The organism is Mucilaginibacter ginsenosidivorax (assembly GCF_007971525.1).
In the GTDB taxonomy this organism is placed as follows: Bacteria; Bacteroidota; Bacteroidia; order Sphingobacteriales; family Sphingobacteriaceae; genus Mucilaginibacter; species Mucilaginibacter ginsenosidivorax.
Genome location: NZ_CP042437.1, coordinates 6,224,286 through 6,248,121 on the forward strand (window position 1 = coordinate 6,224,286; position 23,836 = coordinate 6,248,121).

Below are 23,836 nucleotides of genomic sequence, written 5' to 3' on the forward strand. Positions count from 1 at the left end.
AGCGCAGTTATTACGATTAGTTGTGATTTGCTTTCATTCTTTGAACAACTGATATTTGAATCAACCAAGTGGATAATAAGGATTGATAGCTATTTGTTGTGATTTGCTTTCATTCTTTGAACAACTGATATTTGAATCAACAGGGGTTTAAAATAAAAAAGCCTCACAAGTGTTGTGATTTGCTTTCATTCTTTGAACAACTGATATTTGAATCAACCCAGGCTCGAAAGGTAGGGCGCTGCATAGAGTTGTGATTTGCTTTCATTCTTTGAACAACTGATATTTGAATCAACGCTGTTTAAGATATGTAGGTATCCTGATAAGTTGTGATTTGCTTTCATTCTTTGAACAACTGATATTTGAATCAACATATCCCAAAAGCAGGTAAAGCTTCCTTGCGTTGTGATTTGCTTTCATTCTTTGAACAACTGATATTTGAATCAACCTATACAGCGAAAAGCGTGTATCTGACGGTGTTGTGATTTGCTTTCATTCTTTGAACAACTGATATTTGAATCAACCCCAGTCTGTAGACGAATTGTCTACCGGAGGTTGTGATTTGCTTTCATTCTTTGAACAACTGATATTTGAATCAACCACTAACGCTTCATCCGCTCTACGTTTAACGTTGTGATTTGCTTTCATTCTTTGAACAACTGATATTTGAATCAACCCACGTAGATATATATAAAGATTTTTACCTGTTGTGATTTGCTTTCATTCTTTGAACAACTGATATTTGAATCAACTTAACAAACGAATAACCGCATCCGTACCATGTTGTGATTTGCTTTCATTCTTTGAACAACTGATATTTGAATCAACTGCATCAGGAAAATAAACAGCATGATTTGTGTTGTGATTTGCTTTCATTCTTTGAACAACTGATATTTGAATCAACTCTGAATCTGAAAATAAGATAAAAGAATTAGTTGTGATTTGCTTTCATTCTTTGAACAACTGATATTTGAATCAACTTCTTTTCGGTGTTTTTAATCGGTAATCTTGTTGTGATTTGCTTTCATTCTTTGAACAACTGATATTTGAATCAACTGTTTTTGTTACATAAATTGTATACCCTGCGTTGTGATTTGCTTTCATTCTTTGAACAACTGATATTTGAATCAACTTGTTTCCGATTATCACAAAGAACAAAAGCGTTGTGATTTGCTTTCATTCTTTGAACAACTGATATTTGAATCAACGGAAATATTTGGTAATTGCTTTTAATAGTTGTTGTGATTTGCTTTCATTCTTTGAACAACTGATATTTGAATCAACTGATTTAGTGAACAGGCCCGAACTTGCATTGTTGTGATTTGCTTTCATTCTTTGAACAACTGATATTTGAATCAACAATCATCTTTATGCAGATTAGGTATGATTGGTTGTGATTTGCTTTCATTCTTTGAACAACTGATATTTGAATCAACTTTGATTTTTGTTTGAAGTTTTTCATATTCGTTGTGATTTGCTTTCATTCTTTGAACAACTGATATTTGAATCAACAGGTTGGGCTTACTTGCTTTACCAGCTAACGTTGTGATTTGCTTTCATTCTTTGAACAACTGATATTTGAATCAACTTAATGTATTCAATGCTACGGTATTGGCAAGTTGTGATTTGCTTTCATTCTTTGAACAACTGATATTTGAATCAACTATGATATCGAAGTATTGAACGATAGTATAGTTGTGATTTGCTTTCATTCTTTGAACAACTGATATTTGAATCAACTCGTCAGTTTCCGGCGCATCGTTTGTGGTCGTTGTGATTTGCTTTCATTCTTTGAACAACTGATATTTGAATCAACGTGATGGTATCTTTTTACAACGTCTTCAGGGTTGTGATTTGCTTTCATTCTTTGAACAACTGATATTTGAATCAACACTAAATGACATTTCTATGACAATTCAACGTTGTGATTTGCTTTCATTCTTTGAACAACTGATATTTGAATCAACTTTACCAGTATAATCCAGGTAGCAGGCCGCGTTGTGATTTGCTTTCATTCTTTGAACAACTGATATTTGAATCAACCCGGAAGTGCCGTTTTTGGGTTGAAGTCAGGTTGTGATTTGCTTTCATTCTTTGAACAACTGATATTTGAATCAACCCGGAAGTGCCGTTTTTGGGTTGAAGTCAGGTTGTGATTTGCTTTCATTCTTTGAACAACTGATATTTGAATCAACTTTTTTGCGTTTTCATAGCGATTGTATCTGGTTGTGATTTGCTTTCATTCTTTGAACAACTGATATTTGAATCAACCACTATCGAAGAGTTTAGGGGTATTTACAAGTTGTGATTTGCTTTCATTCTTTGAACAACTGATATTTGAATCAACGCTACGCATCAGGCGTGCCAAAGCCATATCGTTGTGATTTGCTTTCATTCTTTGAACAACTGATATTTGAATCAACTACTGACCGGGATTACCCAATTTGGGATAAGTTGTGATTTGCTTTCATTCTTTGAACAACTGATATTTGAATCAACGGTACCCAGTACGGCCACCAGGGCATTATTGTTGTGATTTGCTTTCATTCTTTGAACAACTGATATTTGAATCAACAGCTCAGCGCGGTATTTAGCGATACGTCTGGTTGTGATTTGCTTTCATTCTTTGAACAACTGATATTTGAATCAACAATTGCACATTGTTTATATGACGGTAAAAGGTTGTGATTTGCTTTCATTCTTTGAACAACTGATATTTGAATCAACTACTAACTATATCGCCCCACACTTCGCTAGTTGTGATTTGCTTTCATTCTTTGAACAACTGATATTTGAATCAACATAGTAATGGGCGTAGTAAGTATAACGCCGTTGTGATTTGCTTTCATTCTTTGAACAACTGATATTTGAATCAACTTGGCACAATGCTAAGATTGATGATATAATGTTGTGATTTGCTTTCATTCTTTGAACAACTGATATTTGAATCAACCACATCTTTACCCCGACTTTCGACGGCTGGTTGTGATTTGCTTTCATTCTTTGAACAACTGATATTTGAATCAACCGCGGTTCAGATCGCGGCAAACATCTTCTAGTTGTGATTTGCTTTCATTCTTTGAACAACTGATATTTGAATCAACATAGCCATGATATTTAATAGGGGTTTTAAAGTTGTGATTTGCTTTCATTCTTTGAACAACTGATATTTGAATCAACAGTGCCTGCGTATGCCCAAATATCGGTGCCGTTGTGATTTGCTTTCATTCTTTGAACAACTGATATTTGAATCAACCGCTGTTCAGTTCGTACGCAGCACCCCAATGTTGTGATTTGCTTTCATTCTTTGAACAACTGATATTTGAATCAACTGAGCCAGCCAAATGCGCCGCCTACGCCACGTTGTGATTTGCTTTCATTCTTTGAACAACTGATATTTGAATCAACCAATCGGTTAAACGTGGGAATGAACATGCAGTTGTGATTTGCTTTCATTCTTTGAACAACTGATATTTGAATCAACGCGCCAATGATAATGGCAATGGCAAGGAGAGTTGTGATTTGCTTTCATTCTTTGAACAACTGATATTTGAATCAACCCAACCACCCGCCGGAACTCCAACAAGCGTGTTGTGATTTGCTTTCATTCTTTGAACAACTGATATTTGAATCAACCAATCGGTTAAACGTGGGAATGAACATGCAGTTGTGATTTGCTTTCATTCTTTGAACAACTGATATTTGAATCAACAAATGGTGGCTGATAAACAGCTACAAAACCGTTGTGATTTGCTTTCATTCTTTGAACAACTGATATTTGAATCAACCATTCTAAATTTGACAACTCAACAGCTAAAGTTGTGATTTGCTTTCATTCTTTGAACAACTGATATTTGAATCAACTGAGGAAAAATTAGGTTATGGTGCATCATTGTTGTGATTTGCTTTCATTCTTTGAACAACTGATATTTGAATCAACTCATCAACCGTACATAGCCATTCACTGTAAGTTGTGATTTGCTTTCATTCTTTGAACAACTGATATTTGAATCAACACAAATTAATTCACATAAATCAAAAACAATGTTGTGATTTGCTTTCATTCTTTGAACAACTGATATTTGAATCAACTTCATACCCAGGGACATCTACCATAAATGGGTTGTGATTTGCTTTCATTCTTTGAACAACTGATATTTGAATCAACCTGATGGTGTATTTAGCCTGGAAAAGCTTGGTTGTGATTTGCTTTCATTCTTTGAACAACTGATATTTGAATCAACACTTTGGCTCGGGCTTCTTTCCAAATATCTGTTGTGATTTGCTTTCATTCTTTGAACAACTGATATTTGAATCAACGGCAGCGACTTTAGGGAACGCGAGGCTTTAGTTGTGATTTGCTTTCATTCTTTGAACAACTGATATTTGAATCAACACATTTCTTTTTGGACTTTAACCATTACAGGTTGTGATTTGCTTTCATTCTTTGAACAACTGATATTTGAATCAACACGGCCATCTATCCAAACAACAGTGTAATTGTTGTGATTTGCTTTCATTCTTTGAACAACTGATATTTGAATCAACCTAAATGGGGTTTTAATGTGCCTTTCGCATGTTGTGATTTGCTTTCATTCTTTGAACAACTGATATTTGAATCAACTTTGTCATTGGTAGTTACCTGTTCAACCCTGTTGTGATTTGCTTTCATTCTTTGAACAACTGATATTTGAATCAACTAACCGCAATTTCGGGACTGCCGCGCTTGCGTTGTGATTTGCTTTCATTCTTTGAACAACTGATATTTGAATCAACGCGCGGCTAATGTTCCCATGCTTTCGGCGAGTTGTGATTTGCTTTCATTCTTTGAACAACTGATATTTGAATCAACCAATCGGTTAAACGTGGGAATGAATATGCAGTTGTGATTTGCTTTCATTCTTTGAACAACTGATATTTGAATCAACTAGGAGCATTCAAATCAACAGCAAACAGCAGTTGTGATTTGCTTTCATTCTTTGAACAACTGATATTTGAATCAACACAATCGGTTAAACGTGGGAATGAATATGCGTTGTGATTTGCTTTCATTCTTTGAACAACTGATATTTGAATCAACATACAACAGACAATTACAATACAATCGGTTGTTGTGATTTGCTTTCATTCTTTGAACAACTGATATTTGAATCAACAAAGGACGTTATCATATAACGCACCGACACGTTGTGATTTGCTTTCATTCTTTGAACAACTGATATTTGAATCAACCGCAATCGGCTCTATCTTTCCCGGTATTGGGTTGTGATTTGCTTTCATTCTTTGAACAACTGATATTTGAATCAACTGAACCCGCAGCCCTTAACAGGTTTCCTACGTTGTGATTTGCTTTCATTCTTTGAACAACTGATATTTGAATCAACCATGGCCGCTTCTTTTGCCCTACGGGCTACGTTGTGATTTGCTTTCATTCTTTGAACAACTGATATTTGAATCAACCCATTTTTTCTATAACTACCTGGCCGGTATGTTGTGATTTGCTTTCATTCTTTGAACAACTGATATTTGAATCAACCCTCTCAAAATCTCAAAACGACGCATTAGGGTTGTGATTTGCTTTCATTCTTTGAACAACTGATATTTGAATCAACAAGTAGCCAACCACCAGCAGGAACACCAACGTTGTGATTTGCTTTCATTCTTTGAACAACTGATATTTGAATCAACATTTAACTGGTGCCCGTTTAATTAAAGAGGTTGTGATTTGCTTTCATTCTTTGAACAACTGATATTTGAATCAACTTGTGGTAGTAGCGCCTATGATAGTACCTGGTTGTGATTTGCTTTCATTCTTTGAACAACTGATATTTGAATCAACAGTACCTCTATCGGAAGTCGAGAGCCGATAGTTGTGATTTGCTTTCATTCTTTGAACAACTGATATTTGAATCAACAACCAATAGCGGCGGAACGAACCCAACAAGTTGTGATTTGCTTTCATTCTTTGAACAACTGATATTTGAATCAACGTACCAATGCTAATGGCAATGGCCAGGCGGGTTGTGATTTGCTTTCATTCTTTGAACAACTGATATTTGAATCAACAACGAACCCAACAATAACGTTCACAAGCCCGTTGTGATTTGCTTTCATTCTTTGAACAACTGATATTTGAATCAACTACAAAACACACCAGGAATAGACTGTAACGGTTGTGATTTGCTTTCATTCTTTGAACAACTGATATTTGAATCAACTAACCGACTAAATGTTGGAATGAACATGCAGTTGTGATTTGCTTTCATTCTTTGAACAACTGATATTTGAATCAACTAACAGACTAAACGTCGGCATGAATATGCAGTTGTGATTTGCTTTCATTCTTTGAACAACTGATATTTGAATCAACGTACCAATGCTAATGGCAATGGCCAGGCGGGTTGTGATTTGCTTTCATTCTTTGAACAACTGATATTTGAATCAACATAAGCGGAGGAAGCTACGAAGACTGGGTGTTGTGATTTGCTTTCATTCTTTGAACAACTGATATTTGAATCAACCTTGCACATGGGTGTGCGGTATGGAAGTTTGTTGTGATTTGCTTTCATTCTTTGAACAACTGATATTTGAATCAACTTGCTAAACGTCCGGCCGAATATAGGCAACGTTGTGATTTGCTTTCATTCTTTGAACAACTGATATTTGAATCAACGAGGCTAAAATACAAGTAAAGACAGCAAAAGTTGTGATTTGCTTTCATTCTTTGAACAACTGATATTTGAATCAACTAAACATCCTTTTTTACGCAAGCTATCTACGTTGTGATTTGCTTTCATTCTTTGAACAACTGATATTTGAATCAACTGACTTAGTTAACAGGCCAGAACTTGCATTGTTGTGATTTGCTTTCATTCTTTGAACAACTGATATTTGAATCAACAATAATATACAATCCTAAATCCAGGCTGTGTTGTGATTTGCTTTCATTCTTTGAACAACTGATATTTGAATCAACCTGCCATGGTATAAAATTCTAAATATCAATTGTTTATATCAAAAATCAGGAATAAAAAATCCGGTTGCATAAGCTTCCGGATTTTTTATCGGTTTCGCTTTTATTATCCTGTCATAATTTTACAAGGGCGGCAAGAGGGTCTCTAATTAACAAATTTTAATCCTCCCCTCGCTTTTTGCCTTAAGCCTTCCGCTTTCAGCTCAAAATAATTCCAGTTGCTGGGGCGTATCCGGTAATTCTTTTTCTTCTTTTCCGTAAAATAGTTCCATCATGCCAAATTGTTTGTCGGTAATGGTCATGATGCCTACATGGCCTTTGGGCGGCAGTATCTTTTTTACACGTTTAATGTGTACGTCGGCATTTTCGCGGCTGCTGCAATGGCGCAGGTAAATAGAAAACTGGAACATGCCGAAGCCATCTTTCATAATATCCTTACGAAACTTGCTGTAAATCTGCCTGTCCTTTTTGGTTTCGGTAGGCAAATCAAAAAAAACTAATACCCACAAAATCCGGTATTCATTTAAGCGCATTTATCAAAAAGGTAATTCTTCTTCGTCGTCATCATCGCCGGCTTTGTAATACTTCCCTTCTTCTTCGGCAGCCAGGCTTATAAAATCTTCTTCCAGGTCTTTATACAACACGCCCCGCCTTGGTGCAAAATCCTTCATCATAGGGTAGGTTATTTTTCTCAGCTTCCCTTCGTAACAGCGGGCCAGCGATGTGGTGGTGTTTTGTACGCCCACCATTAGTGGACTGCGGCTTTTTTCAAACTGCACATCAACTGTGGCAATAGCCAGTAATTGCGATTTGATAGAATTACCCAGCTCCAAAAAATTCTCGCCGTTATCAATGATGCGCAATACAATCAAATCAACATATGGCCGGTAGGGTTCCATAATGTCATCGGCCAGGCAATAGGCATTATATTTATTACGGTGATGGATGCCCAGCGTAGGGATCAGCCCCGAACATACCAACCCCCTTGCCACAATGGCCCGTAATATGGCGTAGCCGTAATTGAGTAAGTTGTTGGGCGGGTCGCCCTCCCGGCCGCGAAAAAACTCTACCTTTTTGGGAAACACGTTTTTCCAGTAATAAGCCGCCGCGCGGCCCTCGTAATTATCAGGGTCGCCGCTGCGTACCGATTTTGCCCAGTGCAGCATATTATCATGATCGATACCCCGGCCGGCCAATATGGCCGCCTGGTTCAGTATTTTGGCCTGCGTAGTTTGTTGCCACAGCTGTTTTTTTAAAGGCAGCGACGCATCAACCTGGTACCGGAAGCGCTCGCTTTGGGTATGGTGCCCGTCAATAGGCAGCATCATGCCGGTAGGGTGGTGGGTATGGTCGCAGGTAATAATGGCACTGTTATTATTCAGCAGCGCGGCTATGCAGCCATGGGTAATGGTAATTTGCTGATGCTCCAGCACTACAATGCCCACATCCTCGATAGGCACCGACTTTTTGGATTCCTTTTCGCCTAACACTTTTAAATGCGGCAAATCAATCATAAGCTGCCCCTGACTGAGGCTTAGGTAAGCAGGATTGCTGAAGTGAAGCGTTCTTTTAATCATATTAACGTGATTGTAATTATTGAACAAATTTTTCCTGCCCCACCAGAGGTGAATTGCAGAGGTTATTGGTGTTCATTGCTGCTTTACCCAAAAATCTTCCGCCTATGCTTCTTCATCCCAAAATCTTTGCTCCAAAGGCTACAGCTGTTTTATCAATTCCCGCGCCTTATCAGCATTATAAGCGCCATCAATCGCCTTCTTGTCAAACACCATAAAATAACTAAAGCGATTACCCGCCAGTTCGGCCCATTTATTGCCTAATCGGCATTTAGCCTGGCTGTCGGAATTATCCCGGTCGTCGCCCTTTGTCTCTATCAAAATCACCTTACCCAGTTTGGTACCCACAATAAAATCGGGGTAATGATTTGATTTATATCCGTTAATCATAAAACCCTTACCCCGCCCCAGGTTACGATGCCAAAAGGTGATGTTGGGCAGCGCCGCAATATTGCGGATCATGGTGGTTTCAAAATCGTTCATTAGTCCCTCGCGTTCATATAACGATTTGCTAACGGCTCCGCCGAGCATTCCCGGCACTATCATTTCGGGGAAAGCCCAGGTAGCTTCGGCTTCAATCTTGCCTATCTTAATCAAATCATTAAACCGTTCCTCGGCATAATTATCAGCATGCTGTTTTATTTTGGCTTTTATTTTATCAGCGTAGCTTAACTTCCTCACTAAAATATCCTGAAGTTGTTCGGCGTTAAGTGAGCTTAAGATCCGTTCTATGTAAATCCTGATCTCCTGGTCGGCAATGGGGTACATGTCGCCAATCATCTTTATCAGTTGGTGGGCAATATCTTTTACCTGGTTGCTTGGTGGCTTAGCTAAAATGTAGGCCACTACGGGTTCTTTCAGCACCATGTCTTCAATTTTAGTAAAGCGGGCATCATATTCGCTTTGTCCGGTTTCCTCAATATCTACCTTATATAAATCCGACGAGATCTGTTCAAAATCAATTTTGATATCCTCATTACTCAGCTTAAACAGGCTTAACAAAGGCTCCTGGCTTAAAAACTCCCTGCCGGTACCAAAAATGTTGGCCCTGCCTGTATTCAAATAAAACTGAGGCAGCTTTATTCCCGCAACATAGGGTTTGCCGGCAGCCACCAGTTTATAGCGCTTAATTTTATCGCCCATTTCTTCAAATATTTGCTCATCGGCAGGCTGCGTGCGTTGCTGGTTGATGGTGGCTTGCAGCGCAGCGCTTTGTGCAATAGCCATATCTTCAATTTTTGCCAATACCGAATCGTTAGCAACGGGTGTTATCGTATCACCCAAATCAAAATTTATCCGATTGGTGTCCAGTTCCGGATCATCGGTCCCTGTTTTCTCCGGGAATAAAAATTGCTCTAAAACACCGGGTATAGCAGCTTGCTTCTCCGTTTCGGTCATCACATCAATTTCCCGGTAATCCTTATCGCTAAAGCCCGCGGCCTGCAAGCCCTGCACAATATTTTGCAGCGTATCGTTAAATTTGGCCGAGGCAGTGAGCACATACGATATATTGAGCAGCGATGCGCTGTGTTTTGTTACATACGGTTGCCGCAGTACCCGGCCTAATATTTGTTCGACATCCACTGCCGACGATTTATCGGCCAGCGAAGCCAGCACATAGGCAAAAGGGCAATCCCAGCCTTCTTTTAAAGCGTTAATGGTGATAATGTATCGCACCTCGCACAAGGGAGATAGCAGATCTTCGCCCCTAAGTTCATCAATGGTAGCTGTTTTTATCCTGATCTGGTTTTGGGGGATGCCAATGGTTATCAGCTGGCGTTTAAGTTTTTCGTAAGTAATGTTCTCTTCGCCAATGCGGGGCTGCGCCTGGAACAATACTATCGGGCGAATGTACCTGCCACCCTGCTTTTGCTGTTCAATGGCCAGCAATTCCAGCTTGCGTTGCAGGTGCAGGGCGCTGTTTACCACCTCGGTTTTGTCGTGGTGGTTGTACACAATTACCGGCAACTTTACCATGTGCTCTTTTTTAAGTTCGATAGCAGGCACCATGCTAATGATGTTGCTGTTGTTTTTGGGCGTAGCGGTTAAATCCAACACGAAGGATGGGTTCAGCGCATTCAGCATGTCTACACTTAAGTTGCTCTCGGCATTGTGGCTTTCGTCTACAACAATAACCGGCTGCATACTACGCAGTACGTTTATGAGCGATGTCTCGTCCACATCCTGCAATAAATAACCTATATTGGTGTATTGTGAAGCGAAAGAAGCTAGCTGCCCGTTTTCCTGGTACACTTTGCGGTCTTCCTTGTTTTTAGCCCGCAGACTGGCAAAGCTCATTACCACTATAGACAGTTGTTCCTTAACCACAGCAGGGTTAAAGTTCAATCCCTGCAGCAAATCTTTTTTTTCATACACCTCTACCCGGTGGTTAAACAAACTGTTTAGTTTTTGACGGTAGGGGTGGGCCGGGTTGCTTAATGCCGATACCGTTTGCCCTAATAAATTGCTCCATGGCACCAGCCAAACTACCACGCGGGGCATTACGGCCGAGTAAGCGCTAAAAACGGTGTGCAGTGCGTTGCAGGCAATAAAAGTTTTACCGCCCGCCGTGGGCACCTTAATACAAACATGTGCCGCGTTTGGAATGGTATTTTTATACGGTTGCATGCCCTCGCCGCTAAGCGGGTTGTAGGGACCAATGCGTTCCTCCCAAAACAGGTTAAAAGCCCTGTCCGTTTTTTTATATTGCTGCACATACTCCAGGTATGTTTCCAGGTCGCGAATAACTTTATATTGATAGCTTTTTAATTCCATGTTAAAAGCGGCTTAAATCGCGCGGGATTTTTTTAAAAACAATGTTGTGCCTAAACAAAAAATCTTTAGATAGCAGGCAGTTATCGGCGTATACAATGTATTGCCCCGCCTGTACATTGATACCCACCAGGCTGTCAAAATCAAGCGAGGTAAGCCTTTCCGGGTGGTAAATAAAGTAATAAGCCGTATTGTGGTGCACACCTAACAAAGTATCATCGGCAGCGCCGGGAGTAAACTTATCCAGAGCGGTCCGGGTTTCGCTGTACCATACATAGTTTTTAATTTTATCAATGCCCACGGCTTCGTTCAGGTACTCCCGGTTTTCGCCCACAAAAAGCGGCTCGCCCAGGATATAATAATCAAAACTGCCGCCGGTACCCTCTTTGCCGCCGTAACCTTGCATTACCCGTTTCACCCGCTCGGCGGTAATGCTTTCGGCATAGTCCTCCATTTCAATGAGGATAAATTTGCGGTTGCCGCCATCCTTTTTGTTGAGGTTAAGCACGGCATGCGCGGTAGTGCCGCTGCCAGCGAAACTGTCGAGGATGATGGAGTTGGAGGAGGTAGCTAACTGAATTATCCGTTCCATAAGCTTTATCGCTTTAGGGGTTTCAAACAGCAGTTCGTTTTCTGAAAAAATAGTTTTTATATCCTTTTTCGCATCTTGGGTATGACCTACTTCTTTATAAGTCCAAACAGTCATGGGGGTGATGCCATCTTTTACTTCAGAAATAAATCGTTTAATGGCCGGCACATTATTTCCATCGGGACCAAACCAAATACGATTGTCTGCAATTAAATCCTGAAATCGCGATTCTGTATAACGCCAACAATATCCTTTCGGTGGGTAAACTATGCGCCCACTTGGTGTTGTGATCGGATATATTTGCTTTTCGACTATTGGGCCGACACTTAAATCTCCTGGTTTATATAAGCCTCTTTTGTCGTTGTCTGGATTTATATAGCGTTCATTAGCTTCGTCTGTTCTTTTTAGAAGAAAGGTTAGTGCGTTAATATCTTTACCGTAACAAATAATGAAGTCGTGATTTGGAGAAAAACGCTTTTTTGTATTGACTGGAGCATATGCTCTTTGCCATATGATATTGTTAACAAAGTTGCCCCCACCAAAAATCTCATCACATATGAGCTTTAAGACTGCCTGTTCGTTATCATCAATAGATATGAATATCACCCCATCCTTTGCCAACAATTTGTGAAGTAGTACCAATCGCGGGTACATCATACAAAGCCATTTATCATGACGGGTAAGGTCTTCGCTATCTTTGCCAACAACCTGGCCCAGCCATTTTTTTAATTTGGGATGATTTACGTTGTCATTATATACCCAACTTTCGTTGCCGGTATTGTAAGGCGGATCTATATAAATACATTTCACCCTGCCCTCATATTCGGGGAGTAATGATTTCAGCGCTTCGAGGTTATCGCCGTGGATTATTTTGTTGGAAGGTTCGCCCAGGTCGGGAGGGGCGCTGGTATTGAAAGTATACTGATGTGCCAGCACTTTAAAAGGCACATCATGATGATGGGTAATTACTTTTTCTTTTCCGATCCAGGTTAGGGTTGGCATAATTGTGATGTATTACCGCAATTCCTTACATATGCCCCCCTTACTGACCTCAACCTACGGACGGTACCGCGAAGAACCAGAGAGAATTAAATACAGTAAAGGAGGCACCCGTAAAGCTGCATCACTCAACTGTTCCATTCTCTCGTACAAAATTCGCGGTTCTTCCGTAGAGAAACGGTCAGCAACGCTTCGCGTTGATTAATAATTTGGTATTAGGTTGATTTAATATTCTATATTTTGAAATATGGTTTAAATTATCCACAAAGTATAAAAATTATTTAACAGTAAGAAAAATAATCAATTTTATTATTTAAAGACTTTTGAATTAATTTTTTATAAATTTACTTTTCAAGAATGAAAGCAAATCACAATAAGGATTATTCCGTTGTGAAAACATTTAAGGCGGGGTAACTCGCCTTTTTTAATTTTGAAAAATTTAACTTTCTAATATAGATAATCTTTTTATATCTTTGAAGCGATCCAAAAAAAACCACGGACAGGTGGTAATTTCTGGTTGCGGCTGTAGTTTAATGGATAGAACAGATGCCTACTAAGCTCCAAAAGATGGGTTCGAATCCCTCCGGCCGCACAATACAAATATAAATAAATTTAATAAGGTGGTTGAATTTGATTTTAATATTTCGATTATCAATGTATTATGCATGCATTTTTAAGAGTCTATATTAGTTGCGATTTGCTTCATTCTTTGTAATTTGCATTCTTCCATCTTATTAAATTTTACCTAAATCAATACTCCATGAAAAAAATCCTTGGTCTTGACATTGGCACCAATTCTGTTGGCTGGGCACTGGTACATGAACCGGAGTTACCCGATGAGAGTTATTCTATTGCTGGTATCGGCGTCCGTATCATTCCACTTTCGTCTGATGAAAACGACGAGTTTACCAAAGGCAACGCCATGTCTAAAAATGCGGATCGTACTTTAAGGCGAGGAGCCAGGCGTAATTTGCAACGCTATAAATTGCGCAGACGGCAGCTTGGCATTCTGTTAGAAGCATTAAATATGATGCCGGATAAAAAGCTGTTTCTTTTAAGTGCGCTTGATCTTTATGGCTTAAGAGCAAAAGGAGTAACAGAACAATTAGCATTGCAAGAGATTGGGCGTATATTTTTTCATCTTAACCAAAAGCGAGGGTACAAAAGCAATCGTAAGGCCAATAACGATGAAGAGCAAACAGCTGTTACGGCAGCCGAAGAAACGGAAGCCTCGAATGCGAAACCCAAAAAGAAAGGCTATCTTGATCTGATCAACGATCGTGAACAGGCCTTAAAAGATGAAGGTATCACTATAGGCCAACATTTTTATACACAATTATTGATCGATGATAAAATCCGCATCAAAGAAAATATTTACCTGCGCAGCACTTACCTTGATGAATTTGACCGGATTTGGAACAAACAGCAGGCGTATTATCCTGAAGTATTAACAGAAGATAATAAGCAAAAGATCAGGAATGAAACAATTTATTACCAACGTCCGCTCCGTTCACAAAAGGGTTTAGTTAGCAATTGCCTGTTTGAAAAGCACCATAAGGCAACACCTAAAAGTTCGCCACTTTTTCAAGTAGCCAAAATATGGCAGGAACTCAACAACATAGAACTCACCAGTTTTAAGGCCATGAAGGGGCAGGAGCAAGGCTTTGATAAACAAGGTAAACGCCCTTTAACGATAGAGGAAAAGCAAAGCTTATTTAATTTGCTAACAGTTAAAGGTAAGTTAACTACAAAAGATTGTTTGAAGGAACTCGGCTACAAATCTGGGTATGATGAATACAAACTAAATATCCGCAATGAAAAGGAATTGGAGGGGAACCGTACTTATGCGGCTATAAGAAAAGTATTCGACCACTTTAAGATAAACCATGAAGAATTATTGCAGTTTAACCTTACATCTGATCAAAAAGTAAACAAGCAAACCGGAGAGGTATACGGTCAATTGCAAATTGGTGCCGGCTTTGAAAGAGAACCGCTATTTCAACTATGGCATTTGCTATATTCTGTTGAGGAGATAGATACACTTATTGCCAAATTACAAAGCCGTTACGGCTTTTCGCCCGAAGCAGCGAAAGCATTGGCTAAAATAGATTTTGCGAAACAAGGTTATGGTAATTTAAGTGCAAAGGCATTCAGAAACATCGTGCCTTATTTACAAAAAGGTTTGAATTATGCTGAGGCCTGTAAAACAGCGGGTTATAATCATTCTAATTCTCAAACAACGGCTCAAAATGAAGCACGTGACCTTATTGATAAATTAGAACTTTACCCTAAAAATAGTTTGCGTCAACCGGTAGTAGAAAAGATCATTAACCAGGTAATAAACCTTGTCAATGAAATTATTGATGAAAATAATGGATATGTAACCAACCAGGAACGTTATAAGGGTGCATTTGAAATAAGGGTAGAACTTGCCCGAGAGTTACGTCAAAATGCAGAGGAGCGGAATAAGGCATACTCGCGAAATAGCAAACAAGATAAACGCCATAAAGAAATAGAAGCCATAATTAAACAACTTTTACCCTTTAGAAGAGTTTCGCGAAACGATATTGAACGATATAAATTATGGGAAGAATTTGGTAAAGTATCACCTTATGAGCCTCAAAAAGCAATATCATTAGGAGAACTTTTCAGTGGTGAATATGATATTGAACACATTATTCCTAAATCGCGTTTGTTTGATGATTCTTTTAGTAATAAAACCATCTGTCCCAAAAGGTTAAACTCAGGAAGTTTTGGAAGCAAAAATCAAATGACAGCACATGATTTTATGAAGTCACAAGGCGATCATACCTATAATGCGTATCTGGAATTTATTAAAATTCACCTTTATAAAAAGGATGGAATATCCAAAGCGAAATTTAATAAACTAATGATGTCGCTTGATAAGATACCAGAAGATTTCATCAATAGGCAGTTACAAGAAACCCGGTTTATTACTAAAGAAGTAAGAAATCTTTTAACGCAGATATGTAGGAATGTACATGCAACCAGTGGTCCCGTTACTTCAGAGATTAGACATTTATGGGGTTGGGACGATGTGATAATGGATTTGCAGATAGATAGATATAAGACAGTTAATCAAACTGAATTGATAGAATATGTAACTAACGGACAAACGCATAAAAAAGAAAAAATTATTGGATGGAGTAAAAGAGAAGACCATCGACATCATGCTATAGACGCTTTAACGGTTGCCTGTACTAAGCAAGGCTTTATAAATAGGATTAACAAAGTAAATGCCCAGGAAAATAGGGATGAGATGTTTAACGAGGTCAAGGGTACAAGATTTAATGACAGGTTATCTTTACTTCAAAAGTATTTAATCTTACAACGACCATTTGAAACAGCAAAAGTTCTGACTGCGATAGATAACATTCTTGTTTCTTTTAAATCCGGCAAAAAGGTTACCAGTAATAGCAATAATTTGATTAAGCAAGGATCATCTACGCATAAAACAATTGAAGTTATTCCCCGCGGCTTTTTGCATAAAGAAACAGTGTATGGCCGCATAAAAAGATTTAAAGAAATTTCCTTATCGCCCAGGTTTAATAATTTAAAAGAAGTAGCAAGGCGAGAAATAAGAGCCCAGATAACAGAATACCTACGGCAGTTTGATAATGATATAAAACAAGCTTTCAATAATAAAAACCTGTCCCTGTTTAAAGAAAGGACTGGGTATGATAAGGTTGTGATTTACTATTATGAGCACGTGGTTAGATATAAACTGGATACTAATTTTAAAGTGGCTGATGTTGAATCTATTGTTGACGAAGGCGTAAAAGCAATTGTTAAAGCCCATTTGGCGAAGTATGGAAATAACCCGAAGGAGGCATTTAAAAACGAGAATACCATTTGGCTCAACCAAGAAAAGGGAATAGCCGCGAGATCAGTAAGGTGTTTTACCGGCTACACAGATCTACAACCTTTGCATAAAAATGAGTATGGTGAGCCCATCGACTTTGTTATAACACGGAATAATCACCACATAGCCATCTATCGGGATAAGGATGGTAAAATGCAGGAAAACACTGTGTCATTTTGGGATGCGGTGAAGAGGAAACAGGCAAAGCTGCCTGTAATTATCAAAGAACCGGGAATGGTATGGGATGAGGTGATAAATTCAGGTTTCGATGACCAGGAACTTTTACAGGGATTACCACAGCCTGATTGGGTTTACTTAACTTCTTTGCAGCAAAATGAAATGTTCGTGTTTGGGTTAGCCGATAAAGAATTACAATCGGCCATTAGCGTTAAAAATTATGCATTGATCAGTAAGCATTTGTACCGGGTACAAAAAATGTCGAAGAGATCGTCTGGCGCGATAGATCTGTGGTTCAGACATCACCTCGAAACAAAATTAGACGACAGTTTAGCAGCCAAAGAGTTGAATAAATTTCTTAATATTCAAAGCTTAGGAGGGGTAAACGGGATGAAAGTGAAGGTTGATAACATTGGCCGCATTGTAAAGGTATAACCTAAGTTAATCTTATAAAAGGGTTTTGTATTAAAATTAATGTTGATCGTTTAGGCAACATCCAACCAGCATAATAATCACCAAACAATAAAGCCGGTCGCCCGGCTTTATTCCGATTAGGGACACCCCGATCCGAAATTATTTCTAAAGATACAAATAAGTCGTGTCTTTTTAATAATGCTGCCAATAGCGCTGCTGAAGTGCCGGGATGGGGCGTAAAAAGGTAGCACCTGCGGAGCAAAAAACTTGTTTGGCATTTCGCTACAAATGGGTAGCCTCTGCCGAGGCATAGCACCACCGTATGTGGCGGCAGAGGCGTGTAGGCTTGCCTGCACTATTAAAGCTTATCTTGATACTCGCTACCTGATACCAGCAAGCAACGCCATATACAGTTCGCGATTGCCGGGCTCTGCTCATAATGACGTGTTTGTAAGTTTCTGATTGTCAATGACGAAAGTTTAGGACAAGATATATTCCCGCGGCTGATCTTGATGCTTGATACTTGCGACTTGATACTTTTTCATGCAGCTGTCTTGCTACTCGATACTAAAAGAGACGCCCATCAGCTATTCCCATGACGCCGGTCATTTTCCTCGGAGATGGACTTACCTAAATTGCCGAAATTAAAAACCGGGAAAAATCATGAATGGGATTATTGTATACCAGGGTAAATACGGCGCAACTGAGCAGTATGCGCAATGGCTGGCTGATGAGCTGCACATGCCATTTTTAAAGGCGGACGAGGCTACACCAACTATACTTGCGGGTTATGATCTGGTGATTTTGGGCAGTTCGGTTTATGTTGGTAAACTGACTATTGGAAAATGGCTGAAACGGAATAGTAGCATTTTGGCCAACAAAAAGATATTCTTATTTATTGTGTGCGGTACAACGGCAGGTGATAAGGCAGAGCAACGGCTGCTGCTGCGTACAAACCTGGAGCCAGGGGTTTTGAAAACGACGGGAGTATTTTTTTTGCCGGGGCGTTGTGTTGTTTCCAAACTATCGTGGATAGATCGCTTTGTTTTAAAACTGGGGGCCATGCTGCAAAAAGATCCCCAAAAGAAAGCGGTTATGAACCATGGGTTCGACCATATGAATAAGAAAAATTTGCGGAGCCTGGTTTCGGCGGTAGGCCAGGAATGTGAAGTGGAAGCGGTGATGGGCTCAAAGGCAACAAGGAGGCACTGAAATGTTGGGTAAACTGAACGAAATGCAGATGGAAGAACTGCTTAAAAAACAGGTTACCGGGCGCATAGCCTGTACCGATGCCGGTGTACCCTACATTGTGCCCGTAAATTATGTTTACGACGGAAAACAGGTGATTGGCCACAGTACCATGGGGAAAAAGATAGAGATGATGCGAAAGAACCCACGCGTATGTTTCGCTGTCGACGACATTAAAACCATTTTTAACTGGCAAAGCGTGATTGCCTGGGGACGGTTTGAAGAGATTACGGATATTGCAGAAAAGGAGCAGGCCATGATGGCTATTACCCACCGTTTGATGCCCTTTGCCGAAAAACCGGCCAATCACCCGTCGCACGGTTTATCAGAGCGGGAAGATGACATCGGCACCAAACTCGACCTCATCCTATATAAAATAGTGCTGGTTAATAAAACAGGCCGGTTTGAACGGAATTGACGCGGAGTTTAGGGGGCATGGCGACATTGTGCCGCCGATGACGTGTTCGGTTCAAATAAAAATCGGTTTTGAACGCCGGCGAAGACTCACCCGGTCGAGGCTGCGCCCGAGCACCCTCTCTTCACCTGCGGTGGAAAGGGGGTCTTGAACGCTTAATATCAATGTTTTATAAAAGATAAATAATGGATTTCCAAGTCCCTCTTTCCGGCGAAGCCGAAGAGAGGGTGGCGGGCGCAGCCTCGACCGGGTGAGTCTTCGCCGCCATGCGATATGCGTCATTCCTCCTCCGGAATTTCGGGAAATTTTACCACTCAGGATAACAGCTTTTTATTTTTGAATGCCATTTTCCCTTCAGAATCCTCGAATTTTAACAATTGGCATAGTTTTAAAGCCATACATACCTTCACAGCTATCTTGATACTTACTACTTGATACTCTCTTCAATTTCTATCCATACCGGGCAATGGTCGCTGGTTTTTTCCCAGCCGCGTACGTTGCGGTCTACGCCAGCGGATTGGAGGCGGTCGGCTACGTGAGGGCTTAATAGGAAATGGTCGATACGGAGTCCGGCGTTGCGGCCGTAGGCGTTACGGAAATAATCGAAAAAGGTATAGATCACCTCGGTGGGGTATAGCTTGCGGATAGCGTCCGTCCAGCCCTGATCGACCAGGTTTTTGAAGGCCAGGCGTACCTCGGGTCGAAATAAGGCGTCGTCCAGCCAGCGCTCGGGCTTGTAAACGTCAAGTTCGGTGGGCATTACGTTGTAGTCGCCGGTAATTATAGTGGGTATGCCATGCGCCAGCAGGCCCGAGGCGTGGCTGGTAAGGCGCTCAAACCAGCGCAGCTTATAATCCAGTTTGGGTCCGGGAGCGGGGTTGCCGTTAGGCAGGTACAGGCAACCGATGACGATGCCATTTATAAATGCTTCAATGTAGCGGCTGTGCTCGTCGTCCGGGTCGCCGGGCAGGCCTTTGCGCAGTTCTTTAATCTCGTAGTTGCTGCGGGCCAGGATGGCTACGCCGTTCCAGCTTTTTTGGCCATGCCATATAGCGTTGTAGCCGGCACCGGTAATGGCCTCCAACGGGAATTTATCCTGGGGGGCTTTTAGCTCCTGCAGGCAAACCACATCGGGGGCGGTTTCGGCAAGCCAGCGCAGTAGCACCGGCAGGCGGCCGTTTACACCGTTAACATTATAGGTAGCAATTTTCATGTATTTAAAAATTGAATATTTGTGTAAAAAAGTTAACGAAAATTAGGCCATAATTATTAAAAAGCTGCAACTATTTGCATAAAAAGTGCAACTATGAAAATAATCCATGCGTAATCTCTTCCACTTCCGAATCGCCGTAGAAAAATATGGTTAAACCGCGCGCGCCATCGGTGATGGTCAGGATGTTTTCGCGTTTGATATTGTTTTCGTTGATATAAAGTGCCAGCCGGGCCGGGGTGCTGAATGAGTCGGTTTTTACGATGATCATGGTGAGGTGTTTTTACTAAGACAGAAAAGCGACAGATTTTGTTACAAGCGGAAGGTTTGAAAGACAAGAATGCCCCACGTGTAAGGTAGAAGTATTGTTAAGTAAATAAGGCTTTGATTATTAGTAGTTTGTGATGCTTGGAAAATATCCGAACACTTAAGTTTCTTATAATCAACTATTTGTATCATCGCCCCCGAACACCCGAACACTCCACAAAAAACCGAACACCCGTACGCACAAAAAAGCCCGCCGTTTTAAGCGGCGGGCCTGTGATAGGTATATGTAGGGTGCTACTTTATTGTGGGCGGGCAAAGCTGCATAAAGGTTACTATGCTGCTGGCCTCGTATGATTGTATGTCGCCGGTGGGGCAGGCTACCGCGTAGTTACGGTAGGTGAGGTTGCGGGTAGCGTCGCGGTTTTGCCAGCCTGTATTTACATTGGTTTGAATCCAGCTTAAATACTGGGTTTGGCCGGCCTCGGTTATCAGCTGCATTACGTACTGGGCAAATATGGCTTTAAGCACGCCCTGCTCGTTAAAGTCGCCTTCGGCGGGTAGTATGCCGTTGGTACACAGGTTGTTTTTTACGTAGTCGGTATACAGCCTGGCGTCGTCCAGGTAGGCGGCATCATTGCTTTGCTTGTATAATGCGAGTGCGGCGCCTATGGCTGTCCCCGAGTTGTAGGTATAATCCTGGCCGCCGGCGGGGTTGTTACCAATTTTGTTATCGTTTACCTTACCTGATGCATCAACAAGGTTGGTTTTGCTCCAGGTGTATATGGATTTGGCTTTAGCAAGGTAACCGGCGTCGCCGGTAATGGTATACAGGCGCATAGCCGCAATTACTGTAGGGAAATTGATACAAGAGTTTTTACCGCTGTGCTTAAAATCCCAAAACATACCGCCATCCACAGAATCATAAGAACCCGCCCAAACATGGTCAAAACCCTCTTTGGCTTTTTGCAGGCAGGTGGCGTTGCCGGTAATTTGGTTAGCACGTGCCAGGGCCATTACCCACCACATCATATCGTCGTAAATAAACCATACGGTTTGGTTGCTCCAGTTATAGCCATCGTAATGGTTGTAGTTGCCCTGGTAAATATCGCCAATCATGGTTAGCTGGCTTGACGCTTTGGTACGCTGGTAAACATTCATAGCCATATCCCAATAAATGGCCTGTGTCCATATAGCGGCCACGCCGTCCTTTTTGGTGGTGCTGTAATACAGCTTGTTAGCTGAATCATAAAAGGCACTGTTGAACGCATTATAGGCCAGGTCAGCATCACCTGCGGTAAAGTCCTGGTCAACAGGTTTTACTACGGCTGTTTTGGCGGGTGCGGAATCTTTACCCTTGCTGCAGCTAACAAAGCCGGTGAAAATACTTAATGCTAAAAAACAGGTTAACTTTTTCATAGTGATGTTTTAAATGGAATTTTGCCCCAAGGCCGGTTAGGGACCTGGTTTAAAAGCAGCAACGGGTGTTCCGCTGCTGCTATAGTTATGCGGCCTGTATTACCAGCCCGGGTTTTGTACTAATTTTTTATCTGTATCCACATCCTGCTGCGGAATAGGGAAAAAGTAATGCCGTTTGCTAAAAACACGGGTTTCAAACGCAACTACCTTCAAAAAGTCGGGCAGGTCGGCATTGATATTGAGGCCGTAAATTGGCCCGTTGTCGGTTTGCTCGGCAATTTTCCAGCGGCGCACGTCAAAAAAACGCACGTTTTCAAAGGCCAGCTCAACGCGGCGCTCTTTGCGTATAGCGGTACGCATAGCCGATTGATCGGCAGGTATAGGCAAATCGGCCGAGCCGTAAACCGGTACGCCGGCCCTGTCGCGGATGAGATTCAGGTATTTAAGAATATCAGGATCGCCGGGGGCTGCCTCGTTCAAGGCCTCTACATAATCCATATAAATATTGGCTAAGCGTAGCAGCATGAGTGTGCGGCCACCCACATTCCAGTTACCTAACCCCTGCATTTTACGCACAATATAACCGGTTGGCGAGTAATCGTTACCGCCGGTTGCTTTGCCCGAGTTGCCATGATTGTATAACTGGGTGGTTATAAGCCCTGTGTTGATATCCAGCCAGGTACTGCCGTTATAGGTAATATCCACATAAAAACGTGGCTCGCGGTTTACCCATTGGTTGTAAATGCCTGCTTTGGTGTATTTGGTATCGGTAGTTGAATTGCCGGTACTTACATAGCCCGAGCCTGCATCGGTGATGCTTTTGCCATTCGCCATAAAAAATGCATCAACAATATTTTGGGTAGCACCCAAACCACCCGAACCGCGAACTTCTGATGCGTAGCCGTTGTGATAAGGTGTCATTTCGTACTGGCGGGAGCTTAATGAGTTATTGGCCCTGGCCAGGATAACCTCTTTGTTCCAGTCGGTCAACCAGATGTCGCGGCATGACAGGTAAGGGTCATAATTGCCGTTTGCATCGTTTTTGCGGAACAAGTCATACACGGTAGGTACCAATTGAGTAATGAAATCTTTGTAAGCATCTGAAGCTGTTTTCCACTTGGCTGCATCATAAGATTGGCTAATGAGTTGCTTGCCATCGGCGTTTTTCATAGCCGATTCATCGGTGTTGCCATTGTACAGCGGGCTTGCATCCATCAATAAAGTTTGCGCCCTGAAAGCCAGTGCAATCCCTTTTGTGATACGGCCGTAATTGCTATCATTTGACGGCACAGCGGGCAACTGATCGGCAGCGGCTTTTAACCCGGCTGATACATAGTTTGTACACTCGTCAAACGAACTGCGGGGCAATTGCACATCGCTAAAAGCCGCATCGGGCGGTATTACCTCGTCGCCCAGTAATACTACGGGCCCGTAAAGGCGCATTAGGTAGTAGTAAAACATTCCGCGCAGGGCCTGTGCTTCTGCCTTGTATTGGGTTTTAAGGGCCGGCGCCATATCCTGCACTTTATCAACGTTGGCTATAAAAAACGTAGCCGAACGGATACCCTTGTAAAAATTTGTCCAGTACGATGATACAAAACCGCTGTTTGCATCCCAGTTACCAATGTTTACATCGTTTGATGAAACAAAACCCCAGTCGTAGTCGGCTTCATCAGATGCGCCTGTCCATAAACCGGCGTTGCGCGATCCGCCGGGAAAGCGTTGTCCAAATTCGTCGGGGATATTGCTGTATACATTGGCCAGGAATTTTTCGGCACTGGCGCGGCTGTTAAAGGTTTCGTCTAATGATAACCTGTCGTTTGGTACCTGGTCTAAATACTTTTTACATGAAGTAGTAGCCGTTAATACCAATATTGCTGCAAATAAAAATATCTTTTTCAT

General features: G+C 41.2%; 11 protein-coding genes and 1 CRISPR repeat array (1 of these 12 running past the window's edge). Of the genes, 3 read left to right on the forward strand and 8 right to left on the reverse strand.

Going from position 1 to position 23,836, the window contains the following annotated elements; all coding sequences use genetic code 11:
- Positions 1-6,973: direct repeats of the CRISPR family, unit length 46 nt; unit sequence GTTGTGATTTGCTTTCATTCTTTGAACAACTGATATTTGAATCAAC (it extends 1,650 nt beyond the left edge of the window).
- 200 nt (positions 6,974-7,173) lie between these two features.
- The 4 genes from cas2 to FSB76_RS26065 all read right to left on the reverse strand — a co-directional run bounded on the left by cas2 (position 7,174) and on the right by FSB76_RS26065 (position 12,907).
- Positions 7,174-7,503 carry a CRISPR-associated endonuclease Cas2 gene (gene cas2, locus FSB76_RS26050; protein ID WP_147058638.1) on the reverse strand — a complete coding sequence of 110 codons (330 nt, stop codon included), beginning with the start codon at positions 7,501-7,503 and terminating at the stop codon, positions 7,174-7,176.
- Positions 7,504-7,506: 3 nt separating this feature from the next.
- Positions 7,507-8,547, reverse strand: a complete 1,041-nt coding sequence (gene cas1, locus FSB76_RS26055; protein WP_147058640.1) for a type II CRISPR-associated endonuclease Cas1 — start codon at positions 8,545-8,547, stop codon at positions 7,507-7,509.
- Positions 8,548-8,685: 138 nt separating this feature from the next.
- A complete protein-coding gene (locus tag FSB76_RS26060) occupies positions 8,686-11,319 on the reverse strand; it encodes a DEAD/DEAH box helicase (protein WP_147058642.1) in 2,634 nt (877 codons plus the stop codon).
- 1 nt (position 11,320) lies between these two features.
- Positions 11,321-12,907, reverse strand: a complete 1,587-nt coding sequence (locus FSB76_RS26065) for a site-specific DNA-methyltransferase (RefSeq protein WP_147058643.1) — start codon at positions 12,905-12,907, stop codon at positions 11,321-11,323.
- A 757-nt stretch (positions 12,908-13,664) separates the two neighbouring features.
- On the opposite strand from FSB76_RS26065, the gene cas9 reads away from it, so the two are divergent.
- From cas9 to FSB76_RS26080, 3 genes are all read left to right on the forward strand, one after another.
- The gene (gene cas9, locus FSB76_RS26070; protein WP_147058645.1) at positions 13,665-17,399 is read left to right on the forward strand and encodes a type II CRISPR RNA-guided endonuclease Cas9; all 3,735 of its coding nucleotides are present in this window, start codon (positions 13,665-13,667) and stop codon (positions 17,397-17,399) included.
- A 642-nt stretch (positions 17,400-18,041) separates the two neighbouring features.
- A complete protein-coding gene (locus FSB76_RS26075) occupies positions 18,042-18,590 on the forward strand; it encodes a flavodoxin domain-containing protein (protein ID WP_147058647.1) in 549 nt (182 codons plus the stop codon).
- A gap of 1 nt (position 18,591) precedes the next feature.
- Entirely contained in the window at positions 18,592-19,044 is a 453-nt protein-coding gene (locus tag FSB76_RS26080) for a pyridoxamine 5'-phosphate oxidase family protein (protein WP_147058649.1), read from the forward strand.
- Between the two features lie 424 nt (positions 19,045-19,468).
- On the opposite strand, the gene xth is transcribed toward FSB76_RS26080, so the two are convergent.
- The 4 genes from xth to FSB76_RS26095 form a co-directional block, all read right to left on the reverse strand.
- On the reverse strand, positions 19,469-20,254 hold the full coding sequence (xth, locus tag FSB76_RS26085; RefSeq protein ID WP_147058651.1) for an exodeoxyribonuclease III: 786 nt from the start codon (positions 20,252-20,254) through the stop codon (positions 19,469-19,471).
- Positions 20,255-20,345: 91 nt separating this feature from the next.
- Positions 20,346-20,522: a hypothetical protein gene (locus tag FSB76_RS32280; protein ID WP_158642989.1), complete on the reverse strand. Its 177-nt coding sequence runs from the start codon at positions 20,520-20,522 to the stop codon at positions 20,346-20,348.
- Positions 20,523-20,812: 290 nt separating this feature from the next.
- Entirely contained in the window at positions 20,813-21,934 is a 1,122-nt protein-coding gene (locus FSB76_RS26090; protein WP_147058654.1) for a glycoside hydrolase family 76 protein, read from the reverse strand.
- 99 nt (positions 21,935-22,033) lie between these two features.
- Positions 22,034-23,836 (reverse strand): RagB/SusD family nutrient uptake outer membrane protein, encoded by a 1,803-nt coding sequence (locus FSB76_RS26095; RefSeq protein WP_192910103.1) that lies wholly within the window; start codon positions 23,834-23,836, stop codon positions 22,034-22,036.

Coding starts and splice junctions, on each gene's coding strand:
- FSB76_RS26065 (WP_147058643.1), bottom strand. CDS start 12,907: ATGCCAACCCTAACCTGGATCGGAAAAGAAAAAGTAATTACCCATCAT.
- cas9 (WP_147058645.1), top strand. CDS start 13,665: ATGAAAAAAATCCTTGGTCTTGACATTGGCACCAATTCTGTTGGCTGG.
- xth (WP_147058651.1), bottom strand. CDS start 20,254: ATGAAAATTGCTACCTATAATGTTAACGGTGTAAACGGCCGCCTGCCG.
- FSB76_RS26075 (WP_147058647.1), top strand. CDS start 18,042: ATGAATGGGATTATTGTATACCAGGGTAAATACGGCGCAACTGAGCAG.
- cas2 (WP_147058638.1), bottom strand. CDS start 7,503: ATGCGCTTAAATGAATACCGGATTTTGTGGGTATTAGTTTTTTTTGAT.
- FSB76_RS26090 (WP_147058654.1), bottom strand. CDS start 21,934: ATGAAAAAGTTAACCTGTTTTTTAGCATTAAGTATTTTCACCGGCTTT.
- FSB76_RS26080 (WP_147058649.1), top strand. CDS start 18,592: ATGTTGGGTAAACTGAACGAAATGCAGATGGAAGAACTGCTTAAAAAA.
- FSB76_RS26060 (WP_147058642.1), bottom strand. CDS start 11,319: ATGGAATTAAAAAGCTATCAATATAAAGTTATTCGCGACCTGGAAACA.
- cas1 (WP_147058640.1), bottom strand. CDS start 8,547: ATGATTAAAAGAACGCTTCACTTCAGCAATCCTGCTTACCTAAGCCTC.
- FSB76_RS32280 (WP_158642989.1), bottom strand. CDS start 20,522: ATGATCATCGTAAAAACCGACTCATTCAGCACCCCGGCCCGGCTGGCA.
- FSB76_RS26095 (WP_192910103.1), bottom strand. CDS start 23,836: ATGAAAAAGATATTTTTATTTGCAGCAATATTGGTATTAACGGCTACT.